At 69.0% G+C, this 16,055-nt stretch carries 13 protein-coding genes; 7 read left to right on the top strand and 6 right to left on the bottom strand.

Annotation, left to right across the window (positions count from 1 at the left end):
• Positions 1-1,982 precede the first annotated feature (1,982 nt).
• Both AC2ITM_RS19805 and AC2ITM_RS19800 read right to left on the bottom strand, forming a co-directional pair.
• Positions 1,983-2,669: an SDR family oxidoreductase gene (locus AC2ITM_RS19805; RefSeq protein ID WP_486469876.1), complete on the bottom strand. Its 687-nt coding sequence runs from the start codon at positions 2,667-2,669 to the stop codon at positions 1,983-1,985.
• Positions 2,670-2,902: 233 nt separating this feature from the next.
• Positions 2,903-3,913, bottom strand: coding sequence for a LacI family DNA-binding transcriptional regulator (locus tag AC2ITM_RS19800; protein WP_486469875.1), 1,011 nt, complete (start codon positions 3,911-3,913; stop codon positions 2,903-2,905).
• Between the two features lie 217 nt (positions 3,914-4,130).
• Between AC2ITM_RS19800 and AC2ITM_RS19795 the strand changes: the two genes are divergently transcribed.
• From AC2ITM_RS19795 to AC2ITM_RS19765, 7 genes are read left to right on the top strand one after another with little or no spacing between them, the layout of a single operon-like run.
• A complete protein-coding gene (locus AC2ITM_RS19795) occupies positions 4,131-5,369 on the top strand; it encodes an ABC transporter substrate-binding protein (protein ID WP_486469874.1) in 1,239 nt (412 codons plus the stop codon).
• Positions 5,370-5,418: 49 nt separating this feature from the next.
• Positions 5,419-6,333, top strand: a complete 915-nt coding sequence (locus tag AC2ITM_RS19790; RefSeq protein WP_486469873.1) for a carbohydrate ABC transporter permease — start codon at positions 5,419-5,421, stop codon at positions 6,331-6,333.
• On the top strand, positions 6,305-7,279 hold the full coding sequence (locus tag AC2ITM_RS19785) for a carbohydrate ABC transporter permease (RefSeq protein WP_486469872.1): 975 nt from the start codon (positions 6,305-6,307) through the stop codon (positions 7,277-7,279). Before AC2ITM_RS19790 ends, AC2ITM_RS19785 begins: the two co-directional genes overlap by 29 nt.
• An 18-nt stretch (positions 7,280-7,297) precedes the next feature.
• Positions 7,298-8,398: an ABC transporter ATP-binding protein gene (locus AC2ITM_RS19780; protein ID WP_486469871.1), complete on the top strand. Its 1,101-nt coding sequence runs from the start codon at positions 7,298-7,300 to the stop codon at positions 8,396-8,398.
• A gap of 27 nt (positions 8,399-8,425) precedes the next feature.
• Complete coding sequence (locus AC2ITM_RS19775; protein WP_486469870.1) at positions 8,426-9,175, top strand: sugar phosphate isomerase/epimerase family protein; 750 nt, start codon at positions 8,426-8,428, stop codon at positions 9,173-9,175.
• 7 nt (positions 9,176-9,182) lie between these two features.
• Entirely contained in the window at positions 9,183-10,328 is a 1,146-nt protein-coding gene (locus AC2ITM_RS19770; protein WP_486469869.1) for a Gfo/Idh/MocA family protein, read from the top strand.
• The gene (locus AC2ITM_RS19765) at positions 10,325-11,386 is read left to right on the top strand and encodes a sugar phosphate isomerase/epimerase family protein (protein WP_486469868.1); all 1,062 of its coding nucleotides are present in this window, start codon (positions 10,325-10,327) and stop codon (positions 11,384-11,386) included. Before AC2ITM_RS19770 ends, AC2ITM_RS19765 begins: the two co-directional genes overlap by 4 nt.
• An 805-nt stretch (positions 11,387-12,191) precedes the next feature.
• Here AC2ITM_RS19765 and AC2ITM_RS19760 read toward each other — a convergent pair.
• The 4 genes from AC2ITM_RS19760 to AC2ITM_RS19745 all read right to left on the bottom strand — a co-directional run bounded on the left by AC2ITM_RS19760 (position 12,192) and on the right by AC2ITM_RS19745 (position 16,047).
• Entirely contained in the window at positions 12,192-13,139 is a 948-nt protein-coding gene (locus tag AC2ITM_RS19760) for an NAD(P)-dependent oxidoreductase (protein ID WP_486469867.1), read from the bottom strand.
• Between the two features lie 128 nt (positions 13,140-13,267).
• Positions 13,268-13,903, bottom strand: a complete 636-nt coding sequence (locus AC2ITM_RS19755) for a DarT ssDNA thymidine ADP-ribosyltransferase family protein (protein ID WP_486469866.1) — start codon at positions 13,901-13,903, stop codon at positions 13,268-13,270.
• Between the two features lie 93 nt (positions 13,904-13,996).
• Positions 13,997-15,451, bottom strand: a complete 1,455-nt coding sequence (locus AC2ITM_RS19750; protein WP_486469865.1) for a trypsin-like peptidase domain-containing protein — start codon at positions 15,449-15,451, stop codon at positions 13,997-13,999.
• Entirely contained in the window at positions 15,448-16,047 is a 600-nt protein-coding gene (locus tag AC2ITM_RS19745; RefSeq protein WP_486469864.1) for a glycine zipper 2TM domain-containing protein, read from the bottom strand. Before AC2ITM_RS19745 ends, AC2ITM_RS19750 begins: the two co-directional genes overlap by 4 nt.
• Positions 16,048-16,055 lie beyond the last annotated feature (8 nt).

The raw sequence follows: 16,055 nt of genomic DNA, 5'->3' as shown, positions 1-16,055 counted from the left end.
CCCGGCCAATGCATTCAACGGATCTCCTCTTGCCGGAAGCGGCCTGGCGGGGGCCGGGCCCGGGATGCAAACCGGCCGATCCGTTCGCATTGCCCCCAGCAGAGCCCCAGGGCGGCAGGCCCACCGTTCCGGCCAGACCCTTGGCGGCCAGGGCATCCGGCGCCCCCCCAAACGGCCGCCAGCACGGCTGCGGGCGCTGGCGCCTGCCGCGCCACGGGGTCACCTCGGGCCGGGTCAGGCGCCGTCCGATGCCTTGCGCCCCCGCGTGAGGCCGCGATGACAGGCATCCCACCGGCGGGATGCCCGAGCCGGGCTGACAGCGGTCGGCGCGGGAACCCTGCTGACGCATCACGGGACCAACGGATCGCCTGACCCGCCAATGCCCGTTCCGCAGTCCAGCGCGACAGGGCAATTTTCACCGTTCGATACCGAAACGGGCATCAGATCGATCTTGCCTGAACGGTACGCACGATCAGGGCAGCGGGGGTGTCGAGGGCGATCTTGCGGCCCCCGCCATCCCCACGTCAGTGGCTCTGCCGAAAGGATGCAGCGCGGCGGCAAGCGCGCATCTTCGCGCCAGGACTTGCCGAGACCAGACAGGCGGTCAGCGCCCCCCCCCGGATTTGTCTGGGCGGAGGAGCGTATTGTCGAACCTGCCCCCCCGGTTTCGACGAAAATCCCTTCTGTCAGGCTGATGATCCTGCAGGACCGGTCCCCAGCCGACAGGATCTCGGCCACCACAGCCGGCTTCGGCCGCAGCCCCTCTCGCCCCGGGTGAAGCGGAAATGGGGATTGCACAGTGCCGCCCCAGAAGGATCGGAGCGGCTGGATATTGTGGCCCTCGACCCAAATGCGTCAGTGTCGAACCGCACGCCTTCCCGTATGACCGGCGCCCTTTCAGCCCCAGACCCGGACAGCCCTTCGAAGATCATCCCTGCATGGCGATTGTTCACCAAGGGCCCCGGCGTCGCGATCTGCACGCCCCTGATGGTGACCGCCCGTCGGCTGCCCAAAGCACCTCCGCGGGCAGTGACCCGGCCGGAGGCGTGACTTGGGCTGCAATTCGGCCCTACCGCCGATCTTCGGATAACGGGTCTATACCGCGACGGCAAAGCGCCAGACCCGGACCGGATTGCCGGTCGCCATGCCCTGATGGCCAGAGGCCGCGGCCGGGCCGCCGTCTGCCTCCGGCACCGGCCCCGCCGCACCCAGCCTCTCCCGGGTCGGATCACACGGCCGGTGCCACCGACACACCGCCGACCGCCATCGGGCGGTTTCACGGAGCGGCCGTGATCCCTGCGCCCTCAGCCCCCGTTAACAGGATGGTCCCGCTCCGGGCAGGCGATACGCTGGCACCTATCGGATGCCATTGCCCCTGCGACGGCCGTCCGTGGTGGGCAGAGCGCCCCCGTCAGCCATGGTCCAACCTGCCTCTGCCGTCTGCGCGCCAGCGCTGGCCCTTCGCCGCAGATCGGCCCCTTGGCCCTGCTGTCCCCAAGCGGCAGCAAACAGCCGTCGGACCGGAAGACCCGGACGGGCGGACTGATCCCGCCGGGCCGCACAGGACCATGTCGCCCGCCGCTGGACTATCCCCGTCACCAAAGCCGTCAGCATCCGGGTCTTGCCGGACACGTTTCTGACACCAAAGGTGCCGATCCTGAACCTTGCCATTCTTCAGGAGACGACGCCCGATGGCACAGGGCGGGCGGTCTTTCCGGCGCGGGACATCGTCCGGTTCGATCCGCTGCACGACGACGGACTTGTCTTGGCGGCCCGATGGGCGTTGTCCGGGATGACAAACCATGATCCTGATGCCCCGGATCGCCCCCCGGGGTCCTTACTGAATGACCTGATGGTTGTCGGTCCGGTAACCGGTCCGGCAGATGCGGCGGCGGCCTTGTTCCAGATCCCGCCGGCCCCTGACGGGCGGCGGGATCCTTAGCCGGCATGACATCATGAGCCGTCGCAGGAGGCCACAGACCTCACCAGGCAACCGTGCGGGCATCGCGATCCTCAAAGCGCAACCCCGGCCGACCCGCCTGCGCCAGCAGCAGCGCGAACAGCTGCGGAGCGCTTTCCTCCAGCCCGTAGCGTCCCTGCGGTCCGCCCAGTTCGGTCCTGATCCAGCCGGGCGCGATCAGCAGCATCGGTCGCGCCTGCCCGGTGCGGATCGCGTAGCTGCGCATGTACTGATTCAGCGCCGCCTTCGAGCCCCGATAGACCTCGCGCCCGCCCCGCAGGTTCCCGGCGATGCTGCCCTGCCCCGAGGACATCACGGCAATCGTGCCTGCGGGCGTCACCAGATCCGCCAGCGCCTCGACCACGCGCATCGGGCTGAGCGCATTGGTGATCATCACCCGGACGAATTCCTCGGTCGAGGTTTCGGCAATGGTTTCCGACGGGTCGGCATTCGCGGTGCCGGCATTCACCAGCAGGATGTCAAAGCGTCGGTCGGCCAGCTGCCGCCGCAGGGCGGTGATGTCGGCCGGAACGTTGATGTCGACACAGGCGATCCCGACCCTGTCGGGATGGTCGTCGCGCAAGGCGTGCAGCGGCGTGCCCGAAGCGGCACGCACGGTGCCGGTGACATGCCAGTCCCGCGACACGGCCTCGGCCGCGATGGCATGGCCGATCCCCCGGGATGCGCCGATAATAAGAATGCGTTGCATGGAATACCTCTGTGTCAGGGGGCTTCTGTGATGCCCCCAAGCTGGACGTCACGGGCCATTTGCGCCAGACGCACCGCCTGCAAGATATTCTTGCACAACATGCAATTCATGGCCCTTGGCCGCGCGCTGGCAGCCTGCCCCGCAGGGATCAGGGGCAACAGCTGAACCACCCGGCCCCCGCCGACGGATGCCGGGGCTTGCCTTGGCGCCTGAGGGGGCCTGTCGGGAACCGGTCAGAGGGCGCGGGTGGTCCGGCGGGCGCAGAGCGTCACCGGCAGGGTTTCAACCGCGTCATCGGGCACCGTGTCGCCGTTCAGCCGTGCCACCAGCATCCGGGCCGCAGCCGCCCCCAGCCCCGCCCGGTCCTGCCGGATCGTGGTCAGCGCCGGCAGCAGGTATTGCGCAATGGTGATGTCATCAAAGCCTATGACCGAAACGTCACCCGGCACCGACAGCCCGCGGGCCCCCAGCCCGGCGATCAGACCGATGGCCAGCTGGTCGGACATGCAGACCACCGCGCTTGGCCGCGGATCCAGCGCCAGGAACCAGTCCGCCGCCGCCCGCCCCGCCCCGGGAGAGAACGCCCCGTACCGGATCCGTTCGGGCGGCAGCACCAGGCCCCGGGCCATCAGTGCATCCTGCATCCCCGCCAGCCGCGTCCGGGTCAGCACATGCAGCGGCGGCCCGGCCAGGCAGGCGATGCGCCTGTGCCCCAGCTCGGCCAGATGCTCGACCGCCAACCGCCCGCCTGCGGCATTGTCAGAGCGCACCGAGGGAAATCCGCCCGCATCGGGCCATTCGCACAGAAAGACGATCCGGCGTCGCAACGCGGGCGCCGCCATGTCCTGCAGCACCGCCGGCGGCAGGCAGCCATCGGTACAGACCAGCCCGTCGACGCGATGCGCCTGCAGATGCGCCAGCAACGGCTGCGCCTGGGCGATGGCTTCGGCCGTGTCGGTGACCAGCAGGTCCAGACCCTCGGGCAGCAGCCCCGCCTGCAGGCCCCGCAGGATGACCGAGAAGAACGGGTTGCCCAGGTCCGGCACCAGTGCCTGGATCGCGTCCGTGCGCTGCCGCCTGAGGTTGCGCGCCGAGGAATTGATCTGATAGCCCTGCTGCTCGGCAACGTCGAGGACCTGGCGCAGGGTCCCCTCGGCCAGGCGCTCGGGCTGCGAGAAGGCACGGCTGACCGTCGCCGTCGAAACGCCCGCCAGGCGTGCGATATCCTTGATGCTGGTGGCCATGGTTCCTCGCTCCCTGGGAAAGGGTAGCTATTCGCCGGAATGATGTAAACATTTACACGAGTGTTGACACAGCTCCGGCGGCCATGCACCCTGGTAACGTTTACACCTGTTGAGGAGCAGGACTCAGGAAGCGGAGAGGAGCCGCGACCTGTCATGTAAACGATAACAAATGACAAAGAGGTCGTTCCGGTCACCCGGAGGCGACGGGAGGAGAGACATGAAGCGCATGTACTGGACGCGGCTGGCCGCGGCCTCTGCCCTTGCGGCTGCGCCCCTGGCGGCGCAGGCAACGGATCTCGAGGTGACGCACTGGTGGACATCGGGCGGCGAGGCGGCGGCAGTCGCCGAACTGGCCAAGGCCTTCGAGGCCAAGACCGGTGACACCTGGGTCGACGGGGCGATCGCCGGGTCGGGCGGCGTCGCGCGGCCCGTCATCATCAGCCGGATCCTGGGCGGCGATCCGATGGGGGCGACGCAGCTGAACCATGGCAAGCAGGCGCAGGAGCTGATCGAGGCAGGCCTGATGCAGGATCTGACCGAGGTCGCCGAGCGCGAGCACTGGAAGGACATCATCCGCCCCGCCTCGCTGCTGGATGCCTGCACCTACAAGGGCAGGATCTACTGCGCGCCGCTTGATATCCATTCGCCGCAGTGGATGTGGACCTCGGTTGCGGCCTTCAAGGCCGCCGGCGTCGCCCCCGCCACCGACTGGGCCAGCCTGGTCGCCGATGCCCCGGCGCTGCGCAAGGCCGGCATCCAGCCGCTGATCTCGGGGGCGCAGGGCTGGCAGTACCTGACGCTGTTCCAAAGCATGGTCTCGGGGCTGGGGGGGCAGGACCTCTACATGAAGACCTTTGGCGACAAGGACGAGGACACGCTGCAAGGCCCCGAACTGGGCAAGATCTTCGCGGATCTGGTGCAGGCGCGCGACATGCTGAAGGGCTCGAACGTGCAGGACTGGAACCTAGCGACCAATGCGGTGATCCAGGGCAAGGCGGCAGCACAGGTGATGGGCGACTGGGCGCAGGGCGAATTCTCGCTGGCGGGCAAGGTCGCGGGCAAGGATTACGACTGCTTCATCGGCCTGGGCGGCGATCCGGTGATCGCGACGGCCGGGGATGCGATCTATTTCCCGCTGAACAAGGACCCGCAGGTCACCAAGGCGCAGTTCGCGCTGGCCTCGGTCATCGTCGATCCGGCGACGCAGGTGGCCTTCAACCTGAAGAAGGGCGCCCTGCCGATCCGCAGCGATGTCGACCTGTCGGCGGCCAACAGCTGCATGCAGAAGGGTCTGAAGGTGCTCGATGCCGGCAAGACCATCCCCTCGACCGACATGCTGATCTCGCCCGACAGCGTCGGCCAGATCCAGGACCTGCTGACCGAGTTCTTCGCCTCGGACATGAGCCCGAAGGACGCCCAGAGCGCCTTTGCCGACATCCTGATGAACGAGTGGTGATCCGACGGCCGCCTTCGCCCGAAGGCGGCGTCCCACCCGGGAGACCCGCATGACACGACACCCTGCCCCACCGGCGCAGGCCCGCCGCCCGGTGCGCCTGTTGCGCAACCCGATGGCCAAGCTGGCCGCGCTGCCGATGATCGTCACCACCACGGTCATCTTCATCGGCTGCTCGCTCTGGACCGTCGTCTATTCCTTTACCAAATCCAAGGCCCTGCCCCGCGCCGATTTCGTGGGCCTCGGCCAGTACCAGCGCCTGTTCCGCAATTCCCGCTGGGACCAGTCGGTCGAGAACATCCTGATCTACGGCGTCTCGGCCCTGGTTCTCAGCCTGGTTCTGGGTTTTCTGTTCGCCGCGCTGCTGGACCAGAGGATCCGCGCCGAAAGCCTGTTCCGCACCATCATCCTTTATCCCTATGCGCTCAGCTTCATCGTCACCGGGCTGATCTGGCAATGGGTGCTGAACCCCGATTTCGGCATTCAGGCCTGGGTCCGCTCGCTGGGGTTCGCGGGCTTCACCTTCGACCCGCTGCACAATCCCCGGCTGGTGCTGGTGGCGCTGCTGATGGCGGGGCTGTGGCAGGGCACGGGGCTGGTCACGGTGATCATGCTGGCGGGGCTGCGCAGCGTCGATGGCGAGCTGTGGAAAGCCACCCGCGTCGACGGCATCCCCGCCTGGAAGACCTACCTGTTCGTCATCGTGCCGATCCTGCGGCCGGTCTTCGTGACCTGCACGGTGCTGGTCGCGACGGGCATCGTCAAGCTTTACGACCTGGTGGTCGCGCTGACCTCGGGGGGGCCGGGCGTCAGCTCTGAGATGCCGGCGAAATATGTCTACGACTACATGTTCGGCAACCAGAACCTGGGCCAGGGCTTTGCCGCCTCGACCATCATGCTGCTGGCGGTGCTGGTGCTGGTGATCCCCTGGTCGATCTATGAATACGGAGGACGCCGCCGTGGCTGACCTGACCGCCGCCAAGCTGGAGCGCGCCCCGCAACCCGCCCGCGCAGCCCCCGGCCCCCGCCTGTTGGACGGCCCCGAAGGGCGCCGCATCCGCCGGGTGCTGACCCCGAAACGCATCATGATCTACGGCGCGCTGCTGGTGATCTCGCTCTACTGGCTGCTGCCGCTCTGGGTGATGGTGATGACCTCGCTCAAGGGCATGCCCGAGATCCGCGCCGGCAACATCTTTGCGCCCCCGGTCCAGATCACCTTCGAACCCTGGGTCAAGGCCTGGTCGCAGGCCTGCACGGGGCTGAACTGCGACGGCCTCAGCCGGGGGTTCTGGAATTCGGTCCGCATCAGCGTCCCGGCGGTGCTGCTGTCGATCGCGGTGGCCTCGGTCAATGGCTATGCGCTGGTGAACTGGCGCTTCCGCGGGGCCGAGCTGTTCTTCACCATCCTGCTGTTCGGCGCCTTCATCCCCTATCAGGTGATGATCTATCCGATCGTGATCCTGCTGCGCGAACTGGGGCTGATGGGCCATGTGGCGGGTCTGGTGGTGGTGCACACGATCTTCGGGATGCCGATCATCACGCTGCTGTTTCGCAACTACTTTGCCGCGCTGCCGCCCGAGCTGTTCAAGGCCGCGCGGGTCGATGGGGCAGGCTTCTGGGGCATCTTCCTGCGGGTGATGCTGCCGATGTCGGCGCCGATCTTCTGCGTCGCGGTGATCCTGCAACTGACCGGGATCTGGAACGATTTCCTGTTCGGCGTGATCTACACCAAACCCGAGAGCTACCCGATGACCGTGCAGCTCAACAATATCGTCAACTCCGTCACCGGCGTGAAGGAGTACAACGTGAACATGGCCGCCACGCTGCTGACCGGCCTCGTCCCCCTCACCGTCTACCTGATCTCGGGCAAGTTCTTTGTCCGCGGGATCGCGTCCGGCGCGGTGAAGGGCTGAACCCCCGGGAGATGACCCATGTATGACGCCACCCAAGACGCGCTCGACGGCCTGTCGGTCTCGATCCGGGACCTGCGGCTGGACTTTGGTCCGATGTCGGTGCTGCGCGACCTCAACCTTGATATCCACGACGGCGAATTCCTGGTGCTGCTGGGCGCCTCGGGCTGCGGCAAGTCCACGCTGCTGAACTGCATCGCCGGGCTGCTGGAACCCACCGGCGGACAGATCTTCATCTCGGGGCGCAATGTCACCTGGGCCGAACCCTCCGAGCGCGGCATCGGCATGGTCTTCCAGTCCTATGCCCTCTATCCCCAGATGACGGTCGAGAAGAACCTGTCCTTCGGGCTGAAGAACGCCCGCCTGCCCCGCGACGAGATCCGCCGCCGGGTCGCCCATGCCGCCGAACTGCTGCACCTGGAGCCGCTGCTGAACCGCAAGCCTGCCGCGCTGTCGGGCGGGCAGCGCCAACGGGTGGCCATCGGCCGGGCGCTGGTGCGCGATGTCGATGTCTTCCTCTTCGACGAGCCGCTCTCGAACCTTGATGCGCAGCTGCGCGCCGAACTGCGGGTCGAGCTGAAGCGGCTGCATGCGGGGATGCCCTCGACCATGATCTACGTCACCCATGACCAGATCGAGGCGATGACGCTGGCGGACCGCATCGCCATCATGAAGGGCGGCGTGATCCAGCAGCTGGCCTCTCCGATGGAGATCTACAACCGGCCCGCCAATCTTTACGTCGCAGGTTTCATCGGGGCGCCGCCGATGAACTTCCTGCATGGCACGCTGGAGGGCAGCACCTTCCAGGGGGCCGTCACCGCCCGGATGCACGGCTACGACTTTGCCAGGGGGCCGCGCGACGGCGCCACCGTGCTGGGCATCCGCCCCGAACATATCGCCGTGGGCGAGGCGGCGCTCGCCTGCCCCGTCAAGGCCCATGTCACCATCGAGATCGCCGAGCCGATGGGCGCGGAAACCCTGCTGTGGACGCGCCTTGGCCCGGATGAGATCCGCATCCGCATCGACGGCAAGACCCAGGTGCGCGCGGGCGAGGGGCTGACCATCGGCCTCGACCCGGCTTCCGCTTCGCTTTTCGACACCGACAGCGGGCTGCGCCTGTAAGGCCGCCCCATTTCAAAGGACATATCCATGCATCTTTCCTGCCAGCTCTTCTCGGCCCGCAACGCCGGCCCCTGGTCCGACACCATCGCCCGCCTGGGCGCCATGGGCTTTGACGCGCTCGAGGTCTTCGGCGGCAATTTCGAGGACCCCGCCGCCACCCGTGCCGCAGCCGATGCCGCGGGCCTTGCCATTCCTTCGGCGCATATCGCGCTCGACATGCTGGAAGACGACCTGCCGGGCGTCGTGGCGCTGTGCACCACGCTGGGCGTGACCCGCGTCTTCGCCCCCTACCTGACCGCCGACAAGCGCCCCGCCGATACCGCCGGTTGGCAGGCACTGGCCGCGCGTCTGCAGGCCATCGGCCAGGCGCTGGCACCGCACGGTCTGGCCTTCGGCTGGCACAACCATGATTTCGAGATCACGCCCCTGGCCGATGGCGGCGTGCCCATGCAGATCCTGCTGGACGGCGCCCCCGGCATCGACTGGGAGGCCGACATTGCCTGGGTGGTGCGCGGCGGCGGCGACCCGCTGGACTGGATCGACCGCTACGGCCCCCGCATCACCGCGGCGCATTTCAAGGACATCGCCCCCGCGGGCGAAAAGACGGACGAGGACGGCTGGGCCGATCCCGGCACCGGCACGCTGGATTGGCCGGCCATCGCGGCGGCGCTGAAGGCGCAGACCCGCTGCACGCTGCTGGTCGCCGAACATGACAAACCCGCCGATTTCGACCGGTTCGCCGCCCAGGCCGCCCGTCTCGGCACCACGCTGCAGTGAGGACACCATGACACGCGAATTCGCCATCGGCATCATCGGCTGCGGCAATATCTCGGCCTCGTACCTGACCCGCGCGCCGCTGTTTCGCGGCATCCGGGTGGCGGCCGTCAGTGACCTGAACATGGACGCCGCCCGCGCCCGCGCCGCCGAATACGGCGTCGGGGCACTTGAGATCGCCGATCTTCTGGCCTCGCCCGAGATCGACATCGTGCTGAACCTGACCATCCCCGCCGCCCATTTCGAGGTCTCGAAACGCGCGCTGGAGGCCGGCAAGCATGTCTATTCCGAAAAACCCTATGTCCTGAGCCTGCACGAGGGGCAGCAGCTGGCGGCGCTGGCCGAACGTGGCGGGCTGCGCATCGGCTCGGCCCCCGACACCATCCTGGGCGGCACCCACCAGCTGGCCCGCAAGATGATCGAGGACGGTGCGGTGGGCCGCATCACCTCGGGGCTGTGCACGGTGCTGAGCCATGGCATGGAGGGCTGGCATCCCAATCCCGACTTCTTCTTCGTGCCCGGCGGCGGGCCGGTTCTGGACCTCGGGCCCTATCACATCGCCAACATGGTGCAGCTGATCGGCGCGGTGACGCGGGTCTCGGCGGTGACGCGCATTCCTGCGGCCACCCGCACCATCGGCACCGGCCCCCGCGCCGGAGAGCAGATCCCCGTCACCACCCCCACCACCATTCACGCCCTGCTGGAATTCGAACAGGGCGCGGTGGTCAGCCTGGTCACCAGCTGGGACTGCTGGACCGAAAGCCCCCCCGGCATGACCCTGTGGGCCGAGGCCGGCACGATCGCGGTGCCCGATCCGAACTTCTTCGGCGGCACGCTGCAGGTCAGCCGGGGCACCACGCCCCAGCCCCTGCCCGACTGGCCGCATCCCTTCGGCGTGCCGAACCGCGACGTGCCGTGGGGCCGGGTCGCCGATTACCGCACCGCGGGGCTGGCGGACATGGCCGTCGCGATCCAGGAAGGCCGCCCGCACCGCTGCAACGACAGCTTCGCGCTGCATGTGATCGATGTCATGACGGCGATCCTGCGCGCGGGCGAAACCGGCCAGCCGCAGCCCGTCACCACCCCCTGCGCCCGCCCCGCCCTGCTGGGCCCTGCAGAGGCCGAGGGCCTGCTGCTGCAGGATGTCCCCGCATGAGCCGCTCTGCCATCCGCGGCCCCGCGATCTTTCTGGCGCAGTTCGCGGGCGATACCGCCCCCTTCAACACGCTGGCGGGGATCGCGGGCTGGGCTGCATCGCTGGGCTACAAGGGCATCCAGCTGCCCTGCGACCCGCGCTTCATCGACCTGGACCGGGCGGCGCAATCGCAGGACTACTGCGACGACCTGAAGGGGATCTGTGCCGAACAGGGGGTCGAGATCACCGAGCTTTCGACCCATATCCAGGGCCAGCTGGTGGCGGTGCATCCCGCCTATGCGCCGCAGTTCGACGGCTTCGCGCCGCCGCATCTGGCCGGCCGTCCCGCCGCCCAGGCGCAATGGGCGGCCGACCAGGTGATCAAGGCCGCGCAGGCCTCAAGGCGGATGGGCCTTGGTGTGCAGGTGGGTTTTTCCGGGGCGCTGGCCTGGCCCTACCTTTACCCCTGGCCGCAACGCCCGGCCGGCCTGATCGGGGAAGCCTTCGCCGAGCTTGCCCGGCGCTGGCGCCCGATCCTGGACGCCCACGAGGATCTGGGGGTGGATTACGCCTACGAACTGCACCCCGGAGAGGACCTGATGGACGGCGCCTCGTTCGAACGTTTCGTCGATGCGGTGGGCGGCCATGCCCGCGCCACGATCAACTACGATCCGTCGCATTTCGTGCTGCAGGGGCTGGATTACCTGGGCTTCATCGACCTTTATGCGGACCGCATCACCGCCTTCCACGTCAAGGATGCCGAACTGAACTGCGATGCCCGCCAGGGGGTCTATTCGGGCTTCAACGGCTGGGCGGACCGGGCCGGGCGGTTCCGCTCGCTGGGGGACGGGCAGGTCGATTTCGCCGGGGTCTTCTCGCGGTTGACCCATGCGGGCTACCAGGGATGGGCGGTGCTGGAGTGGGAATGCGCGCTGAAATCGCCCGCCCAGGGCGCGGCCGAAGGCGCCCCCTTCATCGCCCGCCACATCATTGACCCCACGCCCCATGCCTTCGACGATTTCGCCGGCCGGCAAGGCGATCCGGGACTGGTGCGGGCGATGCTGGGCCTCAGGGCCTGAGCGTCCGCCGCCCCGCAACGGGCCTGCTCCAAGGGGCGGGCGCGCGCGCCCCGCCGCCACACGCCCAGGCCGACCCCGGCGCCACAGCGAAACGGCACAGACACAGACACAGACACAGACACAGACACAGACACAGGGGGGACACCGCTCTGGCACCGGCGCAAGGGCCTGCCCCTCCCCCCGCCAGGGCGGACCGCCTGCCGCAGATCCACCACCGGACCGGGCGCCCGGGCCCGCCCGCACCTGCCCGATCTTCGGACGGGGATGGCCCGGATCCCGGCTGCGGGCCCATTCGCCCAAGAGCAGGACGCACCGGCGGTCCCGGATCCCGCCACCGGCCCGCGGCAGGGCGCTGCGGCACGGCTGGCCCCTGCCGCAGAGGCGGCACAAGTCCCTGATGAAACCCCGAAGCCGCCCCGGGCCGGAAATCGCGCCGGCCTCTTCGTGGCAATGCTCTGGAAACCGGCCGCGTCAGCCATCCTGACGCCGGACCCCCGGCGAGGGATCTGGGCCGGGCCGAAACACAATCTGGTCAAAGGCCTCCGCGCGATCCGGTCCCCCAAACCGCCCCACAGGCCCCTGCCGCATCCGCCCCGGCGGTGCGGGCGCTGGCATCCGCAGCTAACCCGCCAGGGATCCGGGCCCGGGCCTGCAGCCTTTCCGGCATCAGCCCACCTGGCCGCACCGCTCCTTACCGCCAACGCCCGAGAATACCGATCCGGTTCCGCCCCGCGCATGGCGACCCGACGCCTCGGCGGCAGGTCAACGGACCACCGTCACCCTGCCCACCGCCAGCGCTGCCCGATCACAGGCAGCGGATCGGATTCCCCTGCATGAAGGCCTCGATCGCCTCGACCGTGTCGCCGTAGAACATCTGCCAGGTGGCCTGTGTGACATAGCCCAGATGTGGCGTCAGCAGCAGCCGGTCACCGAATTCCTCGGCCGCCAGACGCCAGGGATCCCCGTCCGGCAGCGGCTCGGTTTCAAAGACGTCGATGCCGCAAAGCGCCGGACGCCCCCGGCGCATCCCTTCGAAAAGCGCCGCACGGTCCACCAGCCCGGCGCGGGAGGTATTCAGGAACACCGCCCCCTCGGGCAGCGCGGCGAAAAACGACGCCCCCACCAGCTGCGCCGTGCGCGCCGACAGCACCATGTGCACCGAAGCCACATCCGCCTCGGCCGCCAGAGCCTCCAGCGTCGGCACAAAGCGCACCGAGGCCGCACGGGCCCGTTCCGCCGTCAGGTTCGGGGACCAGGCCGACACCTCCATGCCGAGCGCGCCCCCCAGCACCGCCATCTGACGACCGATGTTGCCAAGACCGATCAGGCCCAGCCGCAGGCCCGCCAGGTCCCGCCCCGGCGCCCCCTGCCAGCCGCCCTGCCGCAGCGCACGGGCCTGGGGCAGCAGCCCCCGCGACAGCGCCAGCAGCAGGCCCAGCGTCAGCTCGGACGTCGTGGTCTTGCGTGACCGGGTGCCGCAGACGGTGATGCCGCGCGCCGCCGCCGCGGCCAGATCGATGCTGGCGTTGCGGGGGCCGGTGGTCACGATCAGCCGCACCGTCTTCAGCGCGTCTATGACCTCGGCCGGAAAGGGCGTGCGTTCGCGCATCAGACAAACGACGTCGAACCCGTCCAGCGCCTGCACCGGATCCGCAGGCGCGTCGCGAAAGAACACCACCTGGGCCTGCAGCCTGTCCCAGTCCGCCGCTGCGGCGGCACTGCCGGACCAATCATCGAAAACCGCGATCTTCACCTCTTGCCCCTCTTCCTGCCTGTCCGGCGCTACGGGCCCACGGGTCCCCCGCCCGGCCCACCGGGATCGGCGCCGATTTAAACGACAGCCCCGCGCCGCAGGCAAGCCCGCAACACCGTGGCGCGGGATCAGGCCAGAGCGGCCTCGACCAGGACCGCGCAGCCCAGCCCCGCCTGCCCGACCAGCGCCTGCGCCCAGGCCGCCTGCCCCCCATCCCCCACCAGCACCGCCGATATCAGCCCCGCCGCCACCGGATCGAGAACCTGCACCTCGGCATCGTTCCAGGTCGGCAGGTGATCGGGGATCGCGAAATGGGCCCGCCGCGACACCGGATCGGGCAACCCCGGGACCCGCTGCACCGCATCCTCAAAGAGGCTTTCAAAGCCCCAGGGACCTCCCAGAAAGCCCCGGGCCTGGCGCATCTCGCGCGATGCGGCGTTGCGGCGGCAGAACCGGCAGCTGTGGGTCCAAAGCACCTCGCGGCGCAGCTGCAGGACGACCCAGCCGCGCCGCTGCTGCTGCCGCTTGGCCTCGAACATCGCGGTGTTCAGGGAATCGATCGAGACGGAAATCGCCCGCGGCGTCTCGTCCCAGCGGGCGCTGTCGGTGATCCAGTGATCCAGCCCCGCCTCGGCCAGATCAGGCCGCGACAGCAGGCCCCGCTGAAGGATCCCCGGCAGGTTCTGCCCCCAGGTGAAATGGTAAAGCGCCCCGATCCCCCGGGCCTCTGCCGCCTGCCTGATCTTCTGCCGGAAAGGCGCCATCTGCCATCCTGCCCCGGGAAATACCAATGGAACCGCCACGGGCGCCGGATACGCCATCCCGGCGGCCCCGTGCAAGGGCGGCGCGCGGCGCCGTCAGTGACATTCCAGCCGCAGCGTCCTGGAGCGCAGGCGGGCGGCCAGCTCGGGCGTGGGCAGGGCGGGATCCCCGGCCTGTGCATCGCTCCCGGCATGGCGGAACCGGATGCCATAGCGCGCCAGGAAGGCGGTCGCGACATCGGCGCGAATGACCCAGGCCATGTTCTCGACCCCGACCTCGGTCCGCAGCCCCTTGCCGGCCTTGCTGGCCACCACCGCGATCTGGCGGCCGCGATCATCCAGCACCGGCCCGCCCGAATTCCCCGGCTGCACCGGCGCCGAGATCTGCAGCCCCAGCCGGCTGCCCTCCATGCCCTGCGTGCTGGAGGTCACGCCCTCGGTCACGTTCAGCGCCTGGGTGACATCGAAGACCGGATAGCCCATGACGATGACCCGCTCGCCCAGGCCCACCGCATCGTCGCGAAAGACGATCGGTTCCCGCCCCGCAAAGCGCGGCGCCTGGACCAGCGCCAGGTCCAGCCGCGCATCGCTGCCGATCAGGTAGGCGGGCTGGCCCTGCACGCTCAGGCTGTCGCAGCCGGTCACCACATGGGCATTGGTCAGCACGTGCCCCTCGGTCGAGACCAGCGAGCCGGAGCCGCTGGCCTTCATGCTGCGGTACCAGTCGGGCCGGTCGCTCATGCCGGGGTAATCGCCCGAGCGGATGCGTGCGGCGACCGCGCGAAACGGCACCCCGGCGCCGTCGAACAGGTCCGAGCCCTGCAGGACCTCGGCGATCACCGGCTTCAGCGGCCCGTCGAGCGAGGCCGAGGCGCTGATCAAGATCCCCCGGGTCTCGCCGCGCTGGCTGGCCAGGATGGCGTAGATCTTGACGTCGGCCTCGCGGATCAGGAAGTAGCCGATGGACCCCGCGATCCCGGTCGAGAGGACCTCGGCATCGCTTTTCTTGGCCACCATCCGGCGCGCCAGCATCCGCGCATCCAGCGTCGAGGACGGGTTTTCGAACCGCATCTGGGTGATCGAAAACGGCACCGCCGCCCGTCCCGAAAACTGGATCCCCAGGTGGTCGTCACCGGCCACCTCGGCCGGGCCGACGAAACCGCGCGGCACGGGCATGCGGATGCCGGTCCAGTCGGAGGGCTCGGTCTGCAGATCAATGCCATCGCGGGTGTCGCGCGCCAGCGCCGCCAGGCGGGCCCGTTCCTGCACGGTCAGGCTGCCGGTGACCGGCATCGCCAGGCCGCGCTGGAAGGCCTGTATTGCGGCGGTCGTCTCTGGTCCGTCACGACCGTCGATCTGGCCCTGGTAATGGCCGATCCACAGCAGGTCGCGCTGAATATCCGCCAGATCACGCCCCGAGGTGACCGGCGGCGACAGGCCGAAGGCCCGCACCACCTCGATCGGCAGATCGGCACGGGCCGGACCCGCCATCACCGCGCCCAGCCCCGCCGTCAGCAGCGCCAGGCATTGCGCCAGATGCCGCCCCCTCATCCCAGCAAAAGCTCGACGGCCTGCACGTTCTTCTCGATGCTGGCCCGGACCTTCTGATCGGCCACCTTCTGCGCCGACAGGCTGGAGGACGCCCGGGACACGCTGGGCGTCGCCGCGCGCGCCTGCGCACTGCGCCCGGCCAGATAGCTGGCCCGGTCCACCTTTGCCGCCGCAGCCGAGGCATCCACATAGGCATCCACCCGCTGGCCGATGCCATTGTAGGTGGCCGAGATGACCTTGTTGTCGCTGGCGATGCGCCGTTTCAGAACCGTAAGCTGGGTCCGGGCGCTGGCCTTGGGCACCTTGCCCGAACGCACACCCGCCGCCAGCTGCGACACCTGCCGCGCCCGGCACTGACGCAGGCCCGCCACCGCCTTGCCGGTCTGCGTCACCAGCGTCGTCTCGGTTTTCGCATCGCCGTTGATCGAGGCCAGCAGCGCCTTCTGATCCTTCGCCGTCTGCTTCTTCTGGTTCAGGTAGGTCATCGAATAGCCCGCCAGGCCACCCGCCGCCGCCCCCAGCATCGCACCGCGCGCACGGTTGTTGCCGCCCGCCATCGCCGCCCCCAGGGCCGCCCCCAGCAGCGCACCGGCCACGGCATTGT

It is taken from the genome of Pseudooceanicola sp. NS-SX9, assembly GCF_057380705.1.
The sequence above is the reverse complement of the archived record's forward strand: the minus strand, read 5'-3'. Positions and strand labels throughout refer to the sequence as shown.

Coding starts and splice junctions, on each gene's coding strand:
- AC2ITM_RS19805 (WP_486469876.1), bottom strand. CDS start 2,669: ATGCAACGCATTCTTATTATCGGCGCATCCCGGGGGATCGGCCATGCC.
- AC2ITM_RS19800 (WP_486469875.1), bottom strand. CDS start 3,913: ATGGCCACCAGCATCAAGGATATCGCACGCCTGGCGGGCGTTTCGACG.
- AC2ITM_RS19795 (WP_486469874.1), top strand. CDS start 4,131: ATGAAGCGCATGTACTGGACGCGGCTGGCCGCGGCCTCTGCCCTTGCG.
- AC2ITM_RS19790 (WP_486469873.1), top strand. CDS start 5,419: ATGACACGACACCCTGCCCCACCGGCGCAGGCCCGCCGCCCGGTGCGC.
- AC2ITM_RS19785 (WP_486469872.1), top strand. CDS start 6,305: ATGAATACGGAGGACGCCGCCGTGGCTGACCTGACCGCCGCCAAGCTG.
- AC2ITM_RS19780 (WP_486469871.1), top strand. CDS start 7,298: ATGTATGACGCCACCCAAGACGCGCTCGACGGCCTGTCGGTCTCGATC.
- AC2ITM_RS19775 (WP_486469870.1), top strand. CDS start 8,426: ATGCATCTTTCCTGCCAGCTCTTCTCGGCCCGCAACGCCGGCCCCTGG.
- AC2ITM_RS19770 (WP_486469869.1), top strand. CDS start 9,183: ATGACACGCGAATTCGCCATCGGCATCATCGGCTGCGGCAATATCTCG.
- AC2ITM_RS19765 (WP_486469868.1), top strand. CDS start 10,325: ATGAGCCGCTCTGCCATCCGCGGCCCCGCGATCTTTCTGGCGCAGTTC.
- AC2ITM_RS19755 (WP_486469866.1), bottom strand. CDS start 13,903: ATGGCGCCTTTCCGGCAGAAGATCAGGCAGGCGGCAGAGGCCCGGGGG.
- AC2ITM_RS19750 (WP_486469865.1), bottom strand. CDS start 15,451: ATGAGGGGGCGGCATCTGGCGCAATGCCTGGCGCTGCTGACGGCGGGG.